Source organism: Stenotrophomonas lacuserhaii (genome assembly GCF_014836545.1).
GTDB lineage: Bacteria > Pseudomonadota > Gammaproteobacteria > Xanthomonadales > Xanthomonadaceae > Stenotrophomonas > Stenotrophomonas lacuserhaii.
Genome location: NZ_JACSQS010000028.1, coordinates 1 through 17,608, shown reverse-complemented (window position 1 = coordinate 17,608; position 17,608 = coordinate 1). Strand labels below are relative to the sequence as shown.

Annotated in this window: 14 protein-coding genes; 3 read left to right on the top strand and 11 right to left on the bottom strand. The window is 68.3% G+C overall.

Translation table 11 applies throughout. The features are described from left to right. Nucleotides 1-80 precede the first annotated feature (80 nt). From H9654_RS17200 to nudE, 4 genes are read right to left on the bottom strand one after another with little or no spacing between them, the layout of a single operon-like run. Complete coding sequence (locus H9654_RS17200) at nt 81-404, bottom strand: YnfA family protein (protein WP_191771925.1); 324 nt, start codon at nt 402-404, stop codon at nt 81-83. Then, nucleotides 401-1,222 carry a nucleoside triphosphate pyrophosphohydrolase gene (mazG, locus tag H9654_RS17195; RefSeq protein ID WP_191771924.1) on the bottom strand — a complete coding sequence of 274 codons (822 nt, stop codon included), beginning with the start codon at nt 1,220-1,222 and terminating at the stop codon, nt 401-403. Before mazG ends, H9654_RS17200 begins: the two co-directional genes overlap by 4 nt. Further along, nucleotides 1,219-2,046, bottom strand: a complete 828-nt coding sequence (gene cysQ / locus H9654_RS17190; protein ID WP_191771923.1) for a 3'(2'),5'-bisphosphate nucleotidase CysQ — start codon at nt 2,044-2,046, stop codon at nt 1,219-1,221. Before cysQ ends, mazG begins: the two co-directional genes overlap by 4 nt. Next, the gene (gene nudE, locus H9654_RS17185) at nt 2,043-2,600 is read right to left on the bottom strand and encodes an ADP compounds hydrolase NudE (RefSeq protein WP_042615036.1); all 558 of its coding nucleotides are present in this window, start codon (nt 2,598-2,600) and stop codon (nt 2,043-2,045) included. The genes cysQ and nudE overlap by 4 nt, the downstream gene beginning before the upstream one ends. 124 nt (nt 2,601-2,724) lie before the next feature. On the opposite strand from nudE, the gene H9654_RS17180 reads away from it, so the two are divergent. After that, nucleotides 2,725-3,462: a 16S rRNA (uracil(1498)-N(3))-methyltransferase gene (locus H9654_RS17180; RefSeq protein ID WP_191771922.1), complete on the top strand. Its 738-nt coding sequence runs from the start codon at nt 2,725-2,727 to the stop codon at nt 3,460-3,462. Between the two features lie 152 nt (nt 3,463-3,614). Here the strand turns inward: H9654_RS17180 and H9654_RS17175 are convergent, their stop codons facing one another. The 7 genes from H9654_RS17175 to pilG form a co-directional block, all read right to left on the bottom strand. After that, on the bottom strand, nt 3,615-4,076 hold the full coding sequence (locus H9654_RS17175; protein ID WP_101116173.1) for a chemotaxis protein CheW: 462 nt from the start codon (nt 4,074-4,076) through the stop codon (nt 3,615-3,617). After that, on the bottom strand, nt 4,073-5,401 hold the full coding sequence (locus H9654_RS17170) for a chemotaxis protein CheB (protein WP_191771921.1): 1,329 nt from the start codon (nt 5,399-5,401) through the stop codon (nt 4,073-4,075). Before H9654_RS17170 ends, H9654_RS17175 begins: the two co-directional genes overlap by 4 nt. Then, on the bottom strand, nt 5,388-11,939 hold the full coding sequence (locus H9654_RS17165; protein WP_191771920.1) for an Hpt domain-containing protein: 6,552 nt from the start codon (nt 11,937-11,939) through the stop codon (nt 5,388-5,390). The genes H9654_RS17170 and H9654_RS17165 overlap by 14 nt, the downstream gene beginning before the upstream one ends. A gap of 111 nt (nt 11,940-12,050) precedes the next feature. After that, nucleotides 12,051-14,087, bottom strand: coding sequence for a methyl-accepting chemotaxis protein (locus tag H9654_RS17160; protein ID WP_042614339.1), 2,037 nt, complete (start codon nt 14,085-14,087; stop codon nt 12,051-12,053). Nucleotides 14,088-14,133: 46 nt separating this feature from the next. Continuing rightward, the gene (locus H9654_RS17155; RefSeq protein ID WP_191771919.1) at nt 14,134-14,664 is read right to left on the bottom strand and encodes a chemotaxis protein CheW; all 531 of its coding nucleotides are present in this window, start codon (nt 14,662-14,664) and stop codon (nt 14,134-14,136) included. Then, entirely contained in the window at nt 14,664-15,026 is a 363-nt protein-coding gene (locus tag H9654_RS17150) for a response regulator (protein ID WP_057508185.1), read from the bottom strand. Before H9654_RS17150 ends, H9654_RS17155 begins: the two co-directional genes overlap by 1 nt. A gap of 18 nt (nt 15,027-15,044) precedes the next feature. Continuing rightward, nucleotides 15,045-15,446: a twitching motility response regulator PilG gene (pilG, locus tag H9654_RS17145; RefSeq protein WP_042614342.1), complete on the bottom strand. Its 402-nt coding sequence runs from the start codon at nt 15,444-15,446 to the stop codon at nt 15,045-15,047. 226 nt (nt 15,447-15,672) lie between these two features. On the opposite strand from pilG, the gene gshB reads away from it, so the two are divergent. Next, nucleotides 15,673-16,623 (top strand): glutathione synthase, encoded by a 951-nt coding sequence (gene gshB / locus H9654_RS17140; protein WP_191771918.1) that lies wholly within the window; start codon nt 15,673-15,675, stop codon nt 16,621-16,623. After that, complete coding sequence (locus tag H9654_RS17135; RefSeq protein ID WP_191771917.1) at nt 16,620-17,498, top strand: energy transducer TonB; 879 nt, start codon at nt 16,620-16,622, stop codon at nt 17,496-17,498. Before gshB ends, H9654_RS17135 begins: the two co-directional genes overlap by 4 nt. Nucleotides 17,499-17,608 lie beyond the last annotated feature (110 nt).

The following is a 17,608-nucleotide window of genomic DNA, read 5'->3' as shown; positions in this document are numbered from 1 at the left end:
TCACGCTTCTTGCTGGCGGAGAGCGTGACGACCAACGGTCGTCACCCACCAGAGACCAACGGTCGTCACCCACCAGACCCTCAGCCGGTGCGCGGGGCGAACATGATCACCGCCATGCCAGCCAGGCACAGGCCCACGCCGAGCAGGTCCCAACGGCCGGGACGGATGCCGTCCACCAACCACAGCCAGACCAGCGCAGTGCCAACGTAGACACCACCGTAGGCCGCATATACGCGCCCGCTGGCCTGCGGATGCAGGGTCAGCAGCCAGGCGAACAGGGCCAGGCTGGCCGCCGCCGGCAGCAGCAACCACATGCTGCCATCGCGACGCAGCCACAGCCACGGCAGGTAGCAGCCGATGATCTCGGCCATCGCCGTCACGACGAACAACCCGAGCGTTTTCACGATGCGGTTTCGTCGGCTTTCGCGTGCTGCCAGAGCGCTTCCTGGGCGTCCAGGTCCAGCTCGGCCAGCCGCTTCCCGTCTTCACCGGCGCGCGCTTCCATCGCGCGGAAGCGTCGCTCGAACTTGTGGTTGGCCCCGCGCAGCGCAGCACCCAGGTCGAGATCGGCGTGGCGTGCCAGGTTGGCACAGACGAACAACAGGTCGCCGAGTTCTTCCTGCAACCGGGTCTTGTTCGCCGCCACGTCGCCGCGTTCGAATTCCTCGCGCAGTTCCTGCAGTTCCTCGGCGGCCTTGTCCAGCACCGGCAACGGGCCGGGCCAGTCGAAGCCGACCTTGGCCGCGCGCGACTGCAGCTTCATCGCCCGCTGCCATTCCGGCAGTCCGCGCGAAATGCCGGCCAACGCCGAGCCATCCGTCTCGCCCTTGGCGGCGCGTTCCTCGCCCTTGATCGCCTCCCAGTTGCGCAGCACCTCGGCGGCGTCGCCGGCGCTGGCGTCGGCAAAGATGTGCGGGTGGCGGCGGACCATCTTGTCGTTGATGCTGCGCGCCACGTCGGCGAAGGCGAACGCGCCCTGCTCCTGCGCCATCTGCGCGTGGAAAACCACCTGCAGCAGCAGGTCGCCCAGTTCATCGCACAGGTCGTCCAGGTCACCGCGATCGATCGCATCGGCTACTTCGTAGGCCTCTTCGATGGTGTACGGCGCGATGGTGGAAAAATCCTGCTCCAGGTCCCATGGGCAGCCGCCCTGCGGGTCGCGCAGGCGCGCCATGATCGCCAGCAGGCGGCCCAGTTCGGTGGCGGCGTCGCTCGTGCTCATGCAGTCTCCGGTTCGTCGGGGGGCAGCCAGTCGCGCCACGCCAGGCGGGTATCACCCAGGGCCATGAAATCACCGTTGAGCAGGCTTTCGCGGCGGTTGTAGCGGAATGGCTTGCCGGTGGCGGTGGACAGCACCGCGCCACCGGCGGCGTGCAGTACGCACTGGCCGGCCGCGGTGTCCCACTCGCTGGTCGGACCCAGCCGCGGATACACATCCAGGTCGCCCTCGGCGATCCGGCAGAACTTCAACGAAGAGCCCTGGGCCACGGTTTCGATGTCGCCCATGCGATCGAGCAGCGCCTGCGTGCGCGCCGAACGGTGCGAGCGGCTGGCGGCGACCCGCAGCGGTGCGTGCGCCGGCACGCGGGTACGCAGCACGGTGTCATGCACGCCCTGCCGGCGGTAGGCCTGCTCGCCGCGCATGGCGTGCCAGACCAGCCCGGTCACCGGCGCCAGCACCACGCCGAAGGTTGGCGCGCCCTGGTAGACCAGCGCGATGTTGACGCTGAATTCGCCGTTGCGCTTGATGAACTCGCGGGTGCCATCCAGCGGATCGACCAGCCAGTAGGCGCCCCAGTGGCGCCGCGTTTCCCAGGGGGCCGCGGTGGCTTCCTCGGACAGGATCGGCAGGTCCGGGGTGAGCCGCGACAGGCCGCGGACGATGCGCTGGTGCGCGGCCAGGTCGGCTGCGGTCACCGGGCTGTCATCGGCCTTCATCGTGATGTCGAAGCCGGACGCGTAGACCTGCATGATCGCGGCGGCGGCATCCTGGGCAATGGCGATGACCGTTTCGCGCAGATCGGTGGTGAGGCGGGCGTGGGTCATGGCGCCGTCGCGCCACGCTGCAGCCACTCTCGAGCGATGAACAGGGCCGCCAGTGAACGGCCCTCGGAGAAGTCTTCGCGCAGCATCAGCTGGTCGATCTGTGACAGCTTCCACGGCACCACTTCCAGTTCTTCGGGCTCATCGCCCTGCAGCCGTTGCGGATACAGGTCGCGCGCCACCACCAGCCACGACTGGTGGCTCATGTAAGTGGGGGCAAGGGTCATCGCGCGCAGCACGTCAACGCGGTGCGCGCCGTAGCCGGCCTCTTCCTTCAGCTCGCGGTCGGCCGCCTGCTCTGGCGTTTCGCCGGCATCGATGCGGCCCTTGACCAGGCCCAGTTCATAGCGGTGCATGCCGGCGGCGTATTCACGCACCAGCAGCACGGTGTCATCGTCCAGCATCGGCACCACCACCACGGCACCGTGGCCGCGGCTGACCAGTCGCTCGAAGCGGCGCTGTTCACCGTTGGAAAACTCCAGGTCCAGGTGCTGGCGCTGGAACGGGCCGTTTTCCTCATCGGTGATGCGATGGATGATCGGCAGGGGACGGCTCATGCGGTAGACCCCGCGCGGGCCGATAGAATGGACGGAGGAAGCAACATGTTCATGAGCCCACGATGCTAGCAGAGACACCCCCCTCCCCGCAGGACGCCCGCCCATCCGTTCCGGAGAACGCCGCATGCGCGTGACCCGCTGCCCCGTGTCGATTCCCCTGCAGACCGGCCAGACCGTGTCGCTGCCCGAGGACGCCGCCAACCACCTGCTGCGGGTGATGCGACTGCGCGAGGGCGATGCCTGCGTGCTGTTCAATGGTGATGGGCATGACTATGCCGCCACGATTGTCGTCGCCGGCAAGCGTGATGCACAGGTGCGGATCGAAGCAGCCACGCCGCTGGCCAATGAATCGTCGCTGCGGATCACCCTGCTGCAGGGCGTGGCGCGCGGCGAGAAGATGGACCTGATCCTGCAGAAGGCCACCGAACTCGGCGTGGCGGCCGTGGTGCCGGTCAATGCCGAGCGCACCGAAGTAAAGCTGGATGCCGCGCGCGCAGAGAAGCGCGTCGCGCACTGGAACAACGTGGTGCAGTCCGCCTGCGGCCAGTCAGGGCGTGCGGTGATTCCGCAGTTGGGCCCGCCATTGGGCTTGGCCGCTGCGATGGCGGTACTGCCCGCCGATACACTGCGCCTGACCCTCGACCCGGAAGGCAGCCACCGCCTGTCCACCCTGCAGGCAGCGCCCGCAGGCGGCGTGGTGATCGCCATTGGTCCGGAGGGCGGCTGGTCGCCGCGCGATCGCCAGCAATTGGCCGCAGCGGGCTTCCAGGGGCTGCAGCTGGGGCCGCGGATCCTGCGCACGGAAACCGCGGGGCTCGCTGCGATCGCGGCCCTGCAGGCACGCCTGGGCGACATGGGCTGAGGCGCGGGCCGGCGACCGTGGGCCGCGGGAACGTTACGACCGTTGGTCGTGGTGGGTGACGACCGTTGGTCGTCACGCTTCGGCCGGGGCAAGGGCGTGACGAGCAACGGTCGTCACCCACCGGGTTGTTCGTCACCCACCCGCTGCTGGGTTCAGTGCAGCGAATCCAGTGCGGTTTCCACCGCGTCCAGGTTCGGCAGCAGCGCGCTCTGCTCACCCAGCAGCACACGCATGTGCACGCTGTCGGGAAGGGTTTCTTCGGACGCATCGGCCAGCAGGCCATCGCGCGGCACCGAAATCAGCTGCGGGAAGCTCTGCGTCAGCAGCGCGAAATACGGGCGCTGGGCATTACCGGCCAAGGCCTTGAGCACCACGACCTTGTTGTTGCCGCCGATGCTTTCCTCGCCCAGCCCGGACAGCCGCGCAAAGGACACCAGCGGCACCTCCCAGCCGTGCCAGGCCAGCGTGCCCAGCAGCCAGTCGGGACCTTCCGCACTCGCCTGCACCTGCACCTTGGCCATCATTTCGGCCACGGTGGCATTGGGCAGCAGCACGCGTTCGGGACCGGACTGGATCAGGACCCCGCGGATCTCATCGTTGTTGGCATGGCTCACTGTGCTTCCCCTTGTTCCGGACGTGCCCAGCGGGCACTGATGGCCTGTGCGAGCTCCTGCGGCTCACCGGCGAACATGCCGGCCGCCACCACGGCGGTGGCTGCGGCCGGGTCGTAGCAGCCCTCGCCCACTTGGCCGCCCACCCATGCACCGGCCTCGGCCAGCGTCAGTGCCGGGTCGACCTGCAGCAGGTCGGCACCACTGAGCAGGATCACCGCGCTTTCGCCCGGCGGCAGTCGCGCCAGTTCCAGGCCCTGGGGCCGGCTTTCGAATTGCAGTCCGCCATCACGCAGCACGGTGGCGGTGTCGTCGGACAGGATGTAGACGTGGCCTTCCAGCACCTCTGCGCCGGTTTCGGCGAGCAGCACCGGCAACGGCGAAACCCGCGCCATCTGCTTGACAAGATTGCCGTAGCGCGCGCCGTCCAGCGGCATCCGCACCAGCAGCGGCACGTCCAGCGCCGACGGCAGCGCGGCCAGCAGGCGCCGCAGCGCATCAGGGCCGCCGATGCCGGCCAGCACCACCACCGCACCGCGCGCGCCGCGGCGTGGCCCGGTACCGGGCGGCGTGTCGTCCATGTCCACCAGCGAAAGGTGGGCCGAATCGAATACCGGCAACGCCGGCGGAGCGGTGGTCTGGCGGCTCACCGCAGCGGGCGCGGCGTCCTCGTCCAGCAGCGCCCAGCGGCTGTGGTCGGCCAGCGGCGGCGGCACCACGGCGTCTGCATCGGCAGGCGTGGCAGGGGCCTCGGCATCGGCGTCGGGCAGGTTCGCCGCCAGTGCCTGTTCCAGCGTCTGCGGCTCCTGCCACTGCGCGGGTGCTTCATACAGGCTGTCGCCTGCCAGCAGATCAGCTGCGTCGACCGCTTCGTCCAGGTGGAAGTCCAGCGGCGCATCAACGTGCAGCTGGGCCGGCGTATCCGGCATCCCCGGTTCGATCTGCAGGTCTTCTTCGACTTCCGCACCGGGCGGCAGCACTTCGCGATGACCATGCAGCTTGGCCGCCAGGTGCCGCGCCCAACGCTGGGTTTCCCAGCCTTCGCGGCGCGCCGCCAGTTCGGCCTCGTCGAACACCAGGGTGAAAGCCGGCGAAGACAGCGCATCGTCCAGCCGTTCCAGGGCGGCTTCCACGGCCGGCTCCAGTGCGATCACCACGGCCTGCGGGGCGAGCGCGATCAGCGTTGCAGGATCCAGCGCATCGGGATCTTCTTCCAGCACCAGCGCCACGTCGGCCAGGACCAGCGCCTCGCGCAGGCGGTCGCGGGCCGCGCCCGGGCGTGCCAGCAGCGCGACGGCCGGCGGCAGGCTTGCATCATTCTCGGACACGGGCGATCCCCAGCAGGTCGTACACGTTACGCATCAGGTCCAGCTCCTGGTAAGGCTTGCCCAGGTAACGCTGCACGCCGATTTCGAAAGCGCGCTGGCGATGCTTGTCGCCGCTGCGCGAGGTGATCATCACGATCGGCACGTCGCGGTAACGAGGGTCGGCACGCATCGCGGTGGCCAGCTCGTAGCCATCCATCCGCGGCATCTCGATGTCCAGCAGCATCAGGTCCGGTACGCGTTCTTCCAGCCGCTCCAGCGCTTCCACGCCATCGCGCGCCACGCTGACTTCGAAGTTGTGCCGTTCCAGGATGCGGCCGGTGACCTTGCGCATGGTCAGCGAATCGTCGACCACCATCACCACCGGCACCTGGCGCTGCTGTTCCAGTTCGGCCACCGGCAGCGGACGCTCCGGGTTGGCGACGAAGCGGCGCACCAGCGGAGCCACGTCAAGGATCACCACCACGCGGCCATCGCCGGTGATGGTGGCACCGTAGATGCCCGGCACCGAGGCGATCTGCAGGCCGACCGGCTTCACCACGATTTCGCGGTTGCCGAGCACCTGGTCGATCGCCACCGCAGCGCGCAGGTCGCCGGCGCGCACCAGCAGCAGCGGCACCTGCGCCTGCCCTTCGGCACGGGCCGGGGCCTGGCCGATCAGGCTGCCCAGGTCATGCAGGGTGTACTCCTCGCCGCTGTAGCGGTAGGTGCTGTCGCCGGCCTCGAAACGTTCGCGCGAAATACGGCCGATGCCACTGACCGAACCCACCGGGACGGCGAAGGTGGTCTCGCCGATCTGCACGAACACCGCCTGGGTGACGGCCAGCGTCTGCGGCAGGCGCAGGGTGAAACGAGCGCCCTGGCCGCGTACCGAGTGGATTTCCACGCTGCCGCCGAGCTGGCGCACTTCGTTGCGCACCACGTCCATGCCCACGCCGCGCCCGGCCAGCTGGCTGAGCTGGTCGGCGGTGCTGAAGCCGGAGGCGAAGATCAGGTTGTCCAGTTCGTTGTCGGCCAGGGTGGCATCGGCCTGGATCAGGCCGCGTTCCAGCGCGCGCCGGCGGATCGCTTCGCGGTCCAGCCCGGCACCGTCGTCGGCCACGTCGAGCACGATTTCAGAGCCTTCGCGATGCAGGCGCAACGAGATCTCGCCTTCCACCGGCTTACCTGCCGCGCGCCGCTGTTCGGCCGTTTCCAGGCCGTGGGCGACGGAGTTGCGCAGCATGTGCTCCAGCGGCGCCACCATGCGATCCAGCACGTTGCGATCGAGTTCGCCGTGGGTACCTTCCAGCGTCAGATGGACCTGCTTGCCGGTATCGGTACCGGCCTGGCGCACCACACGGCGCAGGCGCGGCACCAGCCCGTCGAACGGCACCATGCGCGCGCGCATCAGGCCGTCCTGCAGTTCCGAGCTGACGCGCGACTGCTGCTGCAGCAACGAATCGTACTGGCGTGACAGGTCGTCCAGCACGCCCTGCAGGCCGCCAAGATCGGCTGCCGATTCGTTCAGCGCGCGGCTGAGCTGCTGCAGCGTGGAGAAGCGGTCCAGTTCCAGCGGATCGAAGCTGTGGTCGGCCTGCTCCTGCTCGCGCTGGTAACGGGCAACGATCTGCGCCTCGGTTTCCAGGTCAAGACGGCGCAGCTGGTCGCGGAGACGGGCATTGGTGCGGTCCAGTTCGCCCATGGCGCCGCGGAAGGCACCGAGCTGCTGTTCCAGCCGCGAACGGTAGATCGCCACTTCACCGGCGTGGTTGACCAGGCGATCGAGCAGGTCGGCACGCACGCGCACCTGTTCCTGCTGCGGACGCGCGCCGCCTTCTTCCTCGCCGCCGGCTTCCACCGGCAGTGGCGCGGACAGCGGCAGGCTGGCGATCAGCTCGGCCGCACTGGGCGCGGCAGCGGCGGGTTCGTCGGCCTCGGCCTGCGTGGCCGGCCGGCCCTGGGTACGCGCATCGAAAGCAGCCACCAGGTCGTCGGCCGCTGCCACCTGGCGATGGTTGCCGGTGAGGGTGAGCATCTGGTGCAGGCGATCGAAGCCACGCTCCAACAGCTGTACATCGCTGTGCTCGATGCTGGTGCGTCCGGCGAACACCGCTTCCAGCAGCGATTCGATGCCGTGGCCGAGATCACCGATGGGATTGATGCCAGCCATGCGCGCGCCACCCTTCAGCGTGTGCAGGTCGCGCTGCAGGCCGGCCAACGGCTCACGGTCCTCCGGCGCGGTGCGCAGTTCGCTGATCAGGCCGTCGCAATGGTCGAGCAGGTCCTTGCCTTCTTCGACGAAGATGTCGACCAGCTCGCGGTCCAGCACGCTGAAGTCCAGCGCATCGGCGCTGCCGACTTCTGCTTCGACTGCTTCGGCTTCGACTGCCTGGGCATCCGTGGCGTCCACAGCGTCCTGCAGGGCAACCTCGTGCGCATCCTGCGGCACCTCGGCTGCACCGGCGTTGGACGAACCAGCAAGCGATGCAGCGGCCGGCTCCATCTCGAAGTACGGCTGCTGCACGACGTCGGCTTCGGCTTCGGCTTCGGCGGAAAGCTGTTCCGTTTCCTCGGTGTAGGGCGCCGTAGCCGGCTCATCGGCATCGATGTTCTCGGCGAAAGCCGCGTCCTCGCCCGCCGATCCGGCATCGCCGGCAACAGAGATGAGCTCGCCCGCGTCTTCCTCTACGGAATCGTCGATGACGTGCAGCCCTTCATCCAGCGCTTCCTGCAGCGACACGGCTTCGCCGAAGGCGGCACTGTCCTGCTGTTCGTCGGACAGCGCGTCGCCCGGCTCCTCGCCGGTCGCCTCGCCGGTCGCCTCGAGCGCCTGCCCGAGCGGTTCGTCGTGCTGGGCGGCAGGTTCGATGGCACCCGGCACGTAACTGTCGGGCAGCGCGGCATGTGCTGCATCGTCCAGATACAGCGACAGGTCTTCTGCGCCGGTCAGCTGGACCTCGACATCGTGGTCCTGGGCCGGTTCGGCGGTGGCCTGGTCGCTCTCGTGCGATGTTGCCGCCGGCACTTCGGCTTCCGCGACGAAGGTCGGCTCGGCGCCCCATTCGTGCTCGACCGACGGCGCCGGAAGCGGATCCAGGAACGAAGACAGATCGTTGGCGCCGGTCAGTTCGACCTCAGCCACGACCGGCGCGTCGAACGGTGCGACCTCTTCGTCGCTGGACCGTTCTTCAACCCATGCAGCCTCAGCGCTGGCGGACTCGGGCTCAGGCTCGATGACGTGCAGTTCGCCGCTGCCGACCATCGCCTCGGCGATCTGCTCGACCTCGACCCCGGCCTGCGCTTCCGGCTCGGCCGCCTCGATCACCTCAACGTCGACATCGACATCGACATCGGCACTGACGGCAGCAGGGTCTGGCTGCGCCTGCTCAAGCACATCGGCGGCATCTTCCATCACCGGCCAACGCGCTTCGGGCAGGGTCGCGGCGAGCGCCTGCAGGCGTTCGGCAAGTTCCTGCTGCAGCGGGATGCGGGGCGATTCGGCCTGCAACGCCAGCATCGTGGCTTCGATCGCGCGCGCAGTGGCGTCCAGCGCATGCACGCCCTCATGACTGGGCGCTTCGGCAGCCGCCAGCGAGCGCTTGATGTAGCTTTCGGCCGCGCCGGTCACGGAGGTGATCTCCGGCACATCGGTCATGGCGAAGGCACCGTTCATGGTGTGCACGGCACGCAGCAGCGGGTCGGAGACCGGCTGCGGTTCGACGCGCGACGACGCCAGCCACCCGTGCAGGGTGGCCATGTGCGCTTCCACTTCGGCTTCCAGGATCTCGCGCAGCACGCTGTCGATGCTGGCCGGCGCACCCTCGAGGGAGGCGGTCGCCACATCGGCGGCGAAGGCTGCTTCCAGCGCATCGATCCCGGCCTGTTCGTCCGTTGCGGAAACCGCCGCGGGGACCGGATGGGTGGCCAGCGGCACGTGGAAGGTTTCTTCGCCGGCGCCAACGCGGTCGGCGATCGACTGCAGCGCCTGCAGGTCCGCGCTGACGCGCTGCCCACTGCGCAGTGCCGCATTGAGTTCGGGCAGGGCGTGGTAGGCCTGTTCGACCACGGCCACCACCGCCGGCGTTGCCGGGCGGGAGCCATCCAGCACGCGGTTGAGCATGCCTTCGATCTTCCAGGCGAACTCGCCCAGCGTACGCGCGCCCACCAGGCGCCCACTGCCCTTCAGCGTGTGGAACACGCGGCGGATCGGACGCAGGCGGTCCATGTTGTCCGGCTGCGCGCGCCAGGCCGGCAACAGCCCGCCGAGATTGATCAGTTCTTCGTCGAACTCTTCCAGGAACACCTCGCGGATGTCCTGGTCGATGTTCTCGGCCTGCTCATCGAATCCACCGTCGAGCGTTTCGGCGGCGGCAACCGGCGTTTCGGCCGGCAACGGCGCCGGCGGCTCCGGCTGCGGATTGAAGTCGGCCGCAGCCGCGGCCAGTTCGGCCAGGAAGCGCGCATCGGCATCGTCGACCACCGCAGAGTCGGTCGACGGTGGCTCAGCTTCATGTGCCTGCAGCGGCTCGGACGATGCGAACGGCGCCGGTTCGGCAGCAGTGATCACATCGAATCCCGCCGGCGCCTCGATGACCGAGGCTTCCCGCGCTTCCAACGACAGGACATCGTCGGCACGGCTGATGCCGCCCTCATCGAAGTGGAAGCTGATCGGCTCGATTGCATCGTCTTCGGCCTCGACTTCGGCCAGCACCGGGTCGAAGTCAGCGCCATCGATCAGCAGCAGGCCCTCGTCGGCGTCGCCGAGCACGCCCGGCACGTCGCCGTGCGCGGGAAGATCGGCAAACGTGGCCTGGCCATCGACAACGGCGGTGAGATCCACCTGGGCGACCGGTTCGACCGTCCAACGCGTGGCATCGGCGGCATCTTCAGCGAATACCGGATCGAAGTCGGTGAAGGTCGGCGCGCGGCTGTCGCTCTCGTCGGCTGCCGCGTGGAAGCTGCCGAGTTCCCAGGCCGGCACCTGCGGCGGAACCGCGGTGGTCGCAGCGAACACCAGCGTCGGGGCGGCCGGTTCGATCGGTACATGCTCCAACGGTGCGTCGTCGAGCGCTTGCGCATCGGCAGGTGCATCGGTTGCAGGCTCAAGGCCCTGCACGTCCAGCGCAGGTGCGCTCGGCGCGGTATCGAACACGAAGTCCGGCAGCGGCGGCGGCAGCTGCGCGGGGGCCGCGGCCAGTGCGGGCAGCTCCAGCGTTTCCAGCCCGGGCACCGCGAGCGGCGGCGGCAGCACGGCTTCGCGCTGCACCGGCTGCGGCGCCGCATCGGCCAGCGGCTCGACTGCGGCGGCGTTGGCTACCGGCAGCGGCCAGTAGCGCAGGGCTTCCAGGCTGCTGCGGGTGATGTCCAGGATGCTCTCGCGCCCGGCGCGACGATCGCGCAGCGCTTCCAGGTAATACTCCAGGCTGGCCATTGCATCAGCCAGCGTATCCAGCTGGCGTCCGCTGGGCACGCGCTGGCGCCCGATCAATTCGGCGTCGATGTACAGCTGCACGCCCTTCAGGTAGTCGGCCGGCACCGGCAGGTCGAGCATGCGCAGCGCGCCGCCGACTTCGCCCAGCAGGCGCGGCACGTCCTGCAGCTGTTCGTGGTTCCAGTTGGTTTCGATGAAGGCGACGAAATGCTCACGGGCCACGGTGAAGTTGGCGATCGCTTCGTGCGCCAGCACTTCCAGCGTGCGCCGGGTTTCGGCGGCGGAAGGGTCATCTTCGCCGCTGCCGGTCGCGCCCAGATGGGCAACCTGGTCATCCAGCGAAGCGTCCACGTACAGCAGTGCACCGGCGACATCCAGCAGCAGGCTCTCGTCGATCTGCTGCTCACCCGCGACCACGCTGCTGAGCGCATCGCGCTGCTGCACCACCACGTTGCGCGCTACGTCCAGGCCCATCATGGCCAGCGTATCGCCCACCGCGGCAAGTTCGTTGACCTGCTGCTGCAGCTGCTGCGGCGCGCCGCCGGTGCGCAGGTGCAGGTCCAGCGCGTCCTTGATGCGCAGCAGCTCTTCCTTCACCGCGTTGCCGACGGTATCGAGCAGTTCACGGTTGCGCCCGCTCAAACTGCCGCGGGCGTGGTCGAGTTCGGCTTCGGTAGCGCCGACGCTGTCCGGCGCAAAGGCCAGCAGCACGCTTTCATTGATGCCCGCCACGCCACGCGCGGCACGGATTTCGTTGAGCAGCGGCAGCAGCACGATGGGGATGTCGCGGTGGCCGTTCTGCAGGCGCTCCAGGTAATCCGGAAGCAGCACGCTGCCGCGCATCAGGGTCGCGCAGGATTCATCGCGCTCGGCGACCTCTCCATTGCCGATCGCCACGGCGAGCTGTTCCAGCTCCTCGGCCACCATCGCCGGTGCATACAGTTCCACCATGCGCAGCGTGCCCTGCACCTGGTGCAGGTAGCCGGCGCACAGGCGCATGCGGCTGGCGTCGGCGGGCGCCTCGACGAAGTACTCGACCTCGTTGCGCACCTGGCGCAGGGTCTCATCCAGCTCCGGCTTCACCCAGCCCAGGGCGGCATGGCTCATTGCATCGCGCAGGGTACTCATGGGCGGACTCCGGTCGCCAGCGATCGCATGCCGCGCGGGGCGTGGCATGCAGTGTGGCGGAAATAGTGACGATGCTTCATCAGGTAATCCTTGCTTCCCCGTACTGCCGGCTTACGCCGGCAGCTTGAAGTCGGCGACCGAGCGGCGAAGGTCGGCGGCCAGCTGTGCCAGGTGGCCGATCGATTCGGCGGTCTGCCCCGCACCCTGCGAGGTCTGGCCGGTGATCTGCCGGATCACGCCCATGGTATGGGTGATGTCCGACGCGGCCGAGGACTGCTGCTGGGCGGCCACGGAGATGTTCTTGATGAGGTTGTTGAGGGCGTTGGACACGCGCTCGATCTCGGTCAGCGCGGTGCCGGCGTCCTCGGCCAGGCGTGCACCGGACACCACCTCGGCGGTGGTCTGCTCCATCGAGGTGACCGCTTCGTTGGTATCGGCCTGGATGGCCTGCACCAGGCCTTCGATGCGTCGCGTCGCACCGGAGGTACGTTCTGCCAGGCGCTGCACTTCGTCGGCCACCACGGCGAAACCGCGACCGGCTTCGCCTGCAGAAGCGGCCTGCACCGCCGCGTTCAACGCCAGGATGTTGGTCTGCTCGGAAATGTCGTTGATCAGTTCCACGATCGAGCCGATTTCCTGCGAAGACTCACCCAGCCGCTTGATGCGCTTGGACGTTTCCTGGATCTGGTCGCGGATCTGGTCCATGCCCTGGATGGTTTCGCGCACCACGCCGGCACCTTCGGCGGCGATGACCACCGAGCGCTGCGCCACTTCGGCGGACTCGGAGGAATTGCGCGATACCTGTTCGATGCTTGCCGCGATCTCGCCGATGCGGTCCGAGGCAGTGGTGATCTGGTTGGCCTGGTGGCCGGCCGCTTCGGCCAGCTGCATCGCCGTGGCCTGGGTTTCCTGGGTGGACACGGCGACCTTGGCCGAGGTGTCGTTGATGGTGGTCACCAGGTGGCGCAGCTCGTCGACGGCGTAGTTGATGGCGTCTGCGATGGCGCCGGTCATGTCTTCGGTCACCGACGCTTTCACCGTCAGGTCGCCCTCACCGAGCGAGCTGATTTCATCCAGCAGCCGCATGATGGCCTGCTGGTTGCGGCTGTTGAATTCCACCTGCGTCTGGTAACGCAGTTCCTGCTCGCGCGAACGTCCGCGCACCGAGGTGCTGACGAAGCCGATGATCGCGATCAGCGACAGCGCGCCGGACACCACGCCGATCCAGAAGTTGGGGAACAGCCGCGTATCGCTGGCCGAGCCAAAGGAAGAGAACGCGTTGAACAGGCCCTTGCTGTCGGCCAGCATGTCCGACGAACCGGCGGTCAGGCTGGCGGCCGCAGCCTGCGCGGCGAACAGCTGGCGCGAGCTGGCCAGGATCGCATCGGCGTCGGTCTTCATCGCCGTCCACTGCTGCTGGGACTGCTCCAGCGCGGCCAGCGCGGCAGCGCCGCGTACGGCGGCGATGCCCATGTCCTCGTTGCCATTGCGCAGGCCGTCGAGCACCTGGCTGAACACGGTGATGTCGCGGGCCAGTGCATCGCCGGCGCCGGCGGCACCGGAGCCACCGGCGCGGATTTCAGTGACCCGGCGCGCCATCGTGCCGGCGACCACGACCTGCTGCAGCGCGCTGTAGATCTGTGCCGACGGTGCACCGGAAGCACTCATCGCGCGCACCACTTCGTTCAACTGCGCCTGCAGGCCCGGCACGGCACCGGTGAAGTTGTTGGCGTTGCCGGCCAGGGTCAGTACCGCCGGCTCACTGGACACCAGCTGGGCGGCACTCTTGGCCAACGGCTGCCAGGTCGCGGCCAGCTTGCCGATCGGGGCGGATACGCCCGGTTCGGTGCCGTAGCGGCCCTGCAGGGTGGCTACGTTCTCATCGATCGCGGTGCGGGTGGCCTTGAACGCGGTGAAGGCCTGCGCGTTGCCGGCCACTGCTTCTCGTCCCTGGTTGGCCAGCTGCTGTGACAGTACCTGAAGGTCGGCGGCCTTGGTGCTGGCGTCGGCCAGGCGGCTGCCCTGCCAGGTGGCCACGCCGGTGTTCAGGCCGAACAGCGCCATCGCCAGCAGCAGCAGGATCAACCACGCGTTGGTGCCACCCAGGCGCACCTTGGCCGCCTTGCTGGAATCGGAAGCAGTACTCATCGTTCAACCTCGATGTTCAATGCAATGCAGGAACGGAAGCCAGCGTTCAGGCCGCGGCTTGCCGGAATTCGGGAGTGCGCGACAGCAGCGAGAGCGAGAAAACGCCCCAGTCGTGGTCGTCGGCATGGAAGGCGCGTTCGACGAAGTGGGCGTAGCGCCCGTCGGCCAGTCCACCGGCCGCAACTTCCTGGTCCAGCTCGAAACTACGCTGGCCGTAAAGTTCGTCGATGGTCAGTGCCACATCGCCTCCGGCCTGGCGCATCACCAGCACGCGCTGGCCTTCCTGCTGCACCGTGCGCGCGCCTTCCAGGAACAGTTTCAGGTCGATCACCGGGAACAGGTTGCCGCGCAGGTTGCCCACGCCCAGCAGCCACGGCTGCGCGCATGGCACCGGCGTCACCGGTGGCATCGGCACGATTTCCACCACCTCGCGGAAGTCCGAGACCAGGCGACGATGGCCGACGCGGTACCCCACGCCACGCCACAGGTCCTGGGCGAACTGGCGTTCGGGCAGCTGCACCGCATGGGCCAGGCTGCGGCGCTCATACGCTTCGAGGATGTCGAAGGGAGAGCGCATCAGGACACCAGCTCGTTGATCCGCGCGATCAGGTCTTCCTCGCGCGGCGGCTTGACGATGTAATCGGCAGCCCCCTGGCGCAGGCCCCAGGCCTTGTCGGTTTCCATCGCCTTGGTGCTGACGATGATCACCGGGATGTGCTTGGTGGCCGCGTCGCGGGCCAGTGCGCGGGTGGCCTGGAAGCCACTCATGCCCGGCAGCACGACGTCCATCAGCACCAGCTGCGGCAGCTGGCTGCGAACCAGCTCCAGCCCGGCTTCGGCGTTGTCTGCCTCTTCGACCTCGTGCCCTGCCTTGCGCAGCCATTGGCTGAACACCGCACGGTCGGTCGGTGAATCCTCGATCAGGACGATACGAGCCATTTTGCCTTTCCCCCCTGGTCAGGCGTTGACGTATGTGCGGATGGCACCCAGCAGTTCTTCGCGCGTGAAAGGCTTGGTCAGGTACTGCTCCGAGCCGACGATGCGCCCGCGCGCCTTGTCGAACAGACCATCCTTGGACGACAGCATGATCACCGGCGTCGACTTGAACAGCTGGTTGCCCTTGATCAGCGCACAGGTCTGATAGCCGTCAAGACGCGGCATCATGATGTCCACGAAGATGATCTGCGGCTGCTGGTCTGCGATCTTGGCCAAGGCCTCGAAGCCGTCGGTGGCGGTCACCACCTCGCAGCCTTCGCGTTTCAGCAGCGTTTCCGCCGTCCTTCGAATGGTCTTCGAATCGTCGATGACCATCACCCGGAGTCCTGCAAGCTCCCCGCCCGCAGTCATGTTCTCAGTCATTACCGTTCCCCATGCGCGGCACTTCGGTCGGTGCCGCTGCGAAGGCGTATCTATATCGCACTTGCGTGACCGCCAGCAAGTTCGGCGACGACTTTCGTGCGTGAGGCCCGTCCGGCCGTGTTGCCGGGGGCCGGGATCATGGGCCGCACGCAGCGTTGCGCGCAGACAGGCGGGCACGCCGCGGGCGGAGCCGCTACCATCAGCACCTTGCCTGACAGGTGCCGCCATGCCGTTGAACGTCATCGTGGTGATGGACCCCATCGCCCATATCAAGATCGCCAAGGACACCACCTTCGCCATGCTGCTGGAAGCGCAGCGCCGAGGCCACGCATTGCATTATGTGAAGCCCGGCGGGTTGAGCCTGGACAACGGCCGCGCTGTCGCGCGCACCGCCCCGCTGCAGGTGCGCGACGACCCGGCCGACTGGTACACCCTGGGCGAATTCAGCCAGACCGTGTTCGGCGCGGGCCAGGTCGTGCTGATGCGCAAGGACCCGCCGGTGGATGCCGAGTTCATCTATGACACCCAGGTGCTCGACGTGGCGGCCACGGCCGGCGCGCGGGTGGTCAACAATCCGCAGGGACTGCGCGATTACAACGAGAAACTGGCCGCCCTGCTGTTCCCGCAATGCTGCCCTCCGACCCTGGTCAGCCGCGACGCCAAGGCGCTGAAGGCCTTCGTGCTGGAACACGGCCAGGCCGTGCTGAAGCCGCTGGACGGCATGGGCGGACGCTCGATTTTCCGCAGCGGCACCGGCGATCCGAACCTCAACGTGATCCTGGAAACACTGACCGACGGCGACCGCAAGCTGACCCTGGCGCAGAAGTTCATCCCGGACATCACCGCCGGCGACAAGCGCATCCTGCTGGTGGACGGCGTGCCGGTGGATTACTGCCTGGCGCGGATCCCGCAGGGCGATGAGTTCCGCGGCAACCTGGCCGCCGGCGGACGCGGCGAAGGCCGCCCGCTGAGCGAGCGTGACCGCTGGATCGCAGCCCAGGTGGGCCCGGAGATGAAGCGGCGTGGCATGCGTTTCGTCGGCCTGGACGTGATCGGCGATTACCTCACCGAGGTCAATGTGACCAGCCCGACCTGCGTGCGTGAACTGGACGCGCAGTACGGACTGAACATTGCCGGCCAGCTGTTCGATGCCATCGAGGCCGACCTGCCGCGATGAGCGCGATGGTTTCCCCCGGTGCCGGCGGCCGCGAATCACAGCGGCTGGGCGCGACCCTGGCACTGTCCGTTGCCCTGCATGCACTGCTGATCCTGGGCGTGGGGTTCGCGGTGCGCGGCGACGCCCCGCTGGTGCCGACGCTGGACGTGATCTTCACCCAGACCCAGACCGCGCTGACGCCCAAGCAGGCTGATTTCCTGGCCGCCGCCAGCCAGGTCGGCGGCGGCGAGCACGACAAGGCGATGCGTCCGCGCGAGAGCCAGACCGGCGTGGTGCCGCAGGCGCTGCCCGGCAGCAGTCCGGTACCGCAGCAACGCCAGGATGCCGCCGCCCCGCCGCCGCCGCAGTCACGGGTGGTGAGCAGCCGCAATGGTGAAGAGCAGGTGCTGCGGGCCCAGCAGCAACCGATGCCGGAACAGCCGCGCCCGGATGCGCCGCTGAACGCGCGCGAGCAGCGCGATGCCGAGATGGCCCGGCTCGCCGCCGAAGTACATCTGCGCTCGGCGCAGTATGCCAAGCGGCCCAATCGCAAGTTCGTTTCGGCCAGCACCCGCGAATACGCCTGGGCCAATTACCTGCGCGCCTGGGTCGACCGGGCAGAACGCGTGGGCAACCTGAATTACCCGGATGAAGCGCGCCAGCGCCGCTTGGGCGGACAGGTGGTGATCACCGTGGGCGTGCGCCGCGATGGCAGCGTGGAAAGCGCACGCATCCTGCGCTCCAGCGGGACCCCGCTGCTGGACGAGGCGGCCCTGCGCGTGGTGCGGCTGGCGCAGCCCTTCCCGGCGCTGCCGCAGACCAAGGACGACGTGGATATCCTGCAGGTGACCCGCACCTGGGCGTTCCTGCCCGGTGGCGAATTGCGCGACGACTGAGTTGTGTGTGTGCCGGGCTGCGCCCGGCGCCCGCTTTTTCGAGCAACGGCAACGTCAACAGCTGCGGGGCTGTTTGTGGGCGGGGGGGGGGGGGGGGGGGGGGGGGGGGG

Bases quoted from the DNA above. Each gene is read 5' to 3' on its own strand.
- mazG (WP_191771924.1), bottom strand. From the start codon at position 1,222: ATGAGCACGAGCGACGCCGCCACCGAACTGGGCCGCCTGCTGGCGATC.
- cysQ (WP_191771923.1), bottom strand. From the start codon at position 2,046: ATGACCCACGCCCGCCTCACCACCGATCTGCGCGAAACGGTCATCGCC.
- nudE (WP_042615036.1), bottom strand. From the start codon at position 2,600: ATGAGCCGTCCCCTGCCGATCATCCATCGCATCACCGATGAGGAAAAC.
- H9654_RS17180 (WP_191771922.1), top strand. From the start codon at position 2,725: ATGCGCGTGACCCGCTGCCCCGTGTCGATTCCCCTGCAGACCGGCCAG.
- H9654_RS17165 (WP_191771920.1), bottom strand. From the start codon at position 11,939: ATGAGTACCCTGCGCGATGCAATGAGCCATGCCGCCCTGGGCTGGGTG.
- H9654_RS17160 (WP_042614339.1), bottom strand. From the start codon at position 14,087: ATGAGTACTGCTTCCGATTCCAGCAAGGCGGCCAAGGTGCGCCTGGGT.
- H9654_RS17155 (WP_191771919.1), bottom strand. From the start codon at position 14,664: ATGCGCTCTCCCTTCGACATCCTCGAAGCGTATGAGCGCCGCAGCCTG.
- H9654_RS17150 (WP_057508185.1), bottom strand. From the start codon at position 15,026: ATGGCTCGTATCGTCCTGATCGAGGATTCACCGACCGACCGTGCGGTG.
- pilG (WP_042614342.1), bottom strand. From the start codon at position 15,446: ATGACTGAGAACATGACTGCGGGCGGGGAGCTTGCAGGACTCCGGGTG.
- gshB (WP_191771918.1), top strand. From the start codon at position 15,673: ATGCCGTTGAACGTCATCGTGGTGATGGACCCCATCGCCCATATCAAG.
- H9654_RS17135 (WP_191771917.1), top strand. From the start codon at position 16,620: ATGAGCGCGATGGTTTCCCCCGGTGCCGGCGGCCGCGAATCACAGCGG.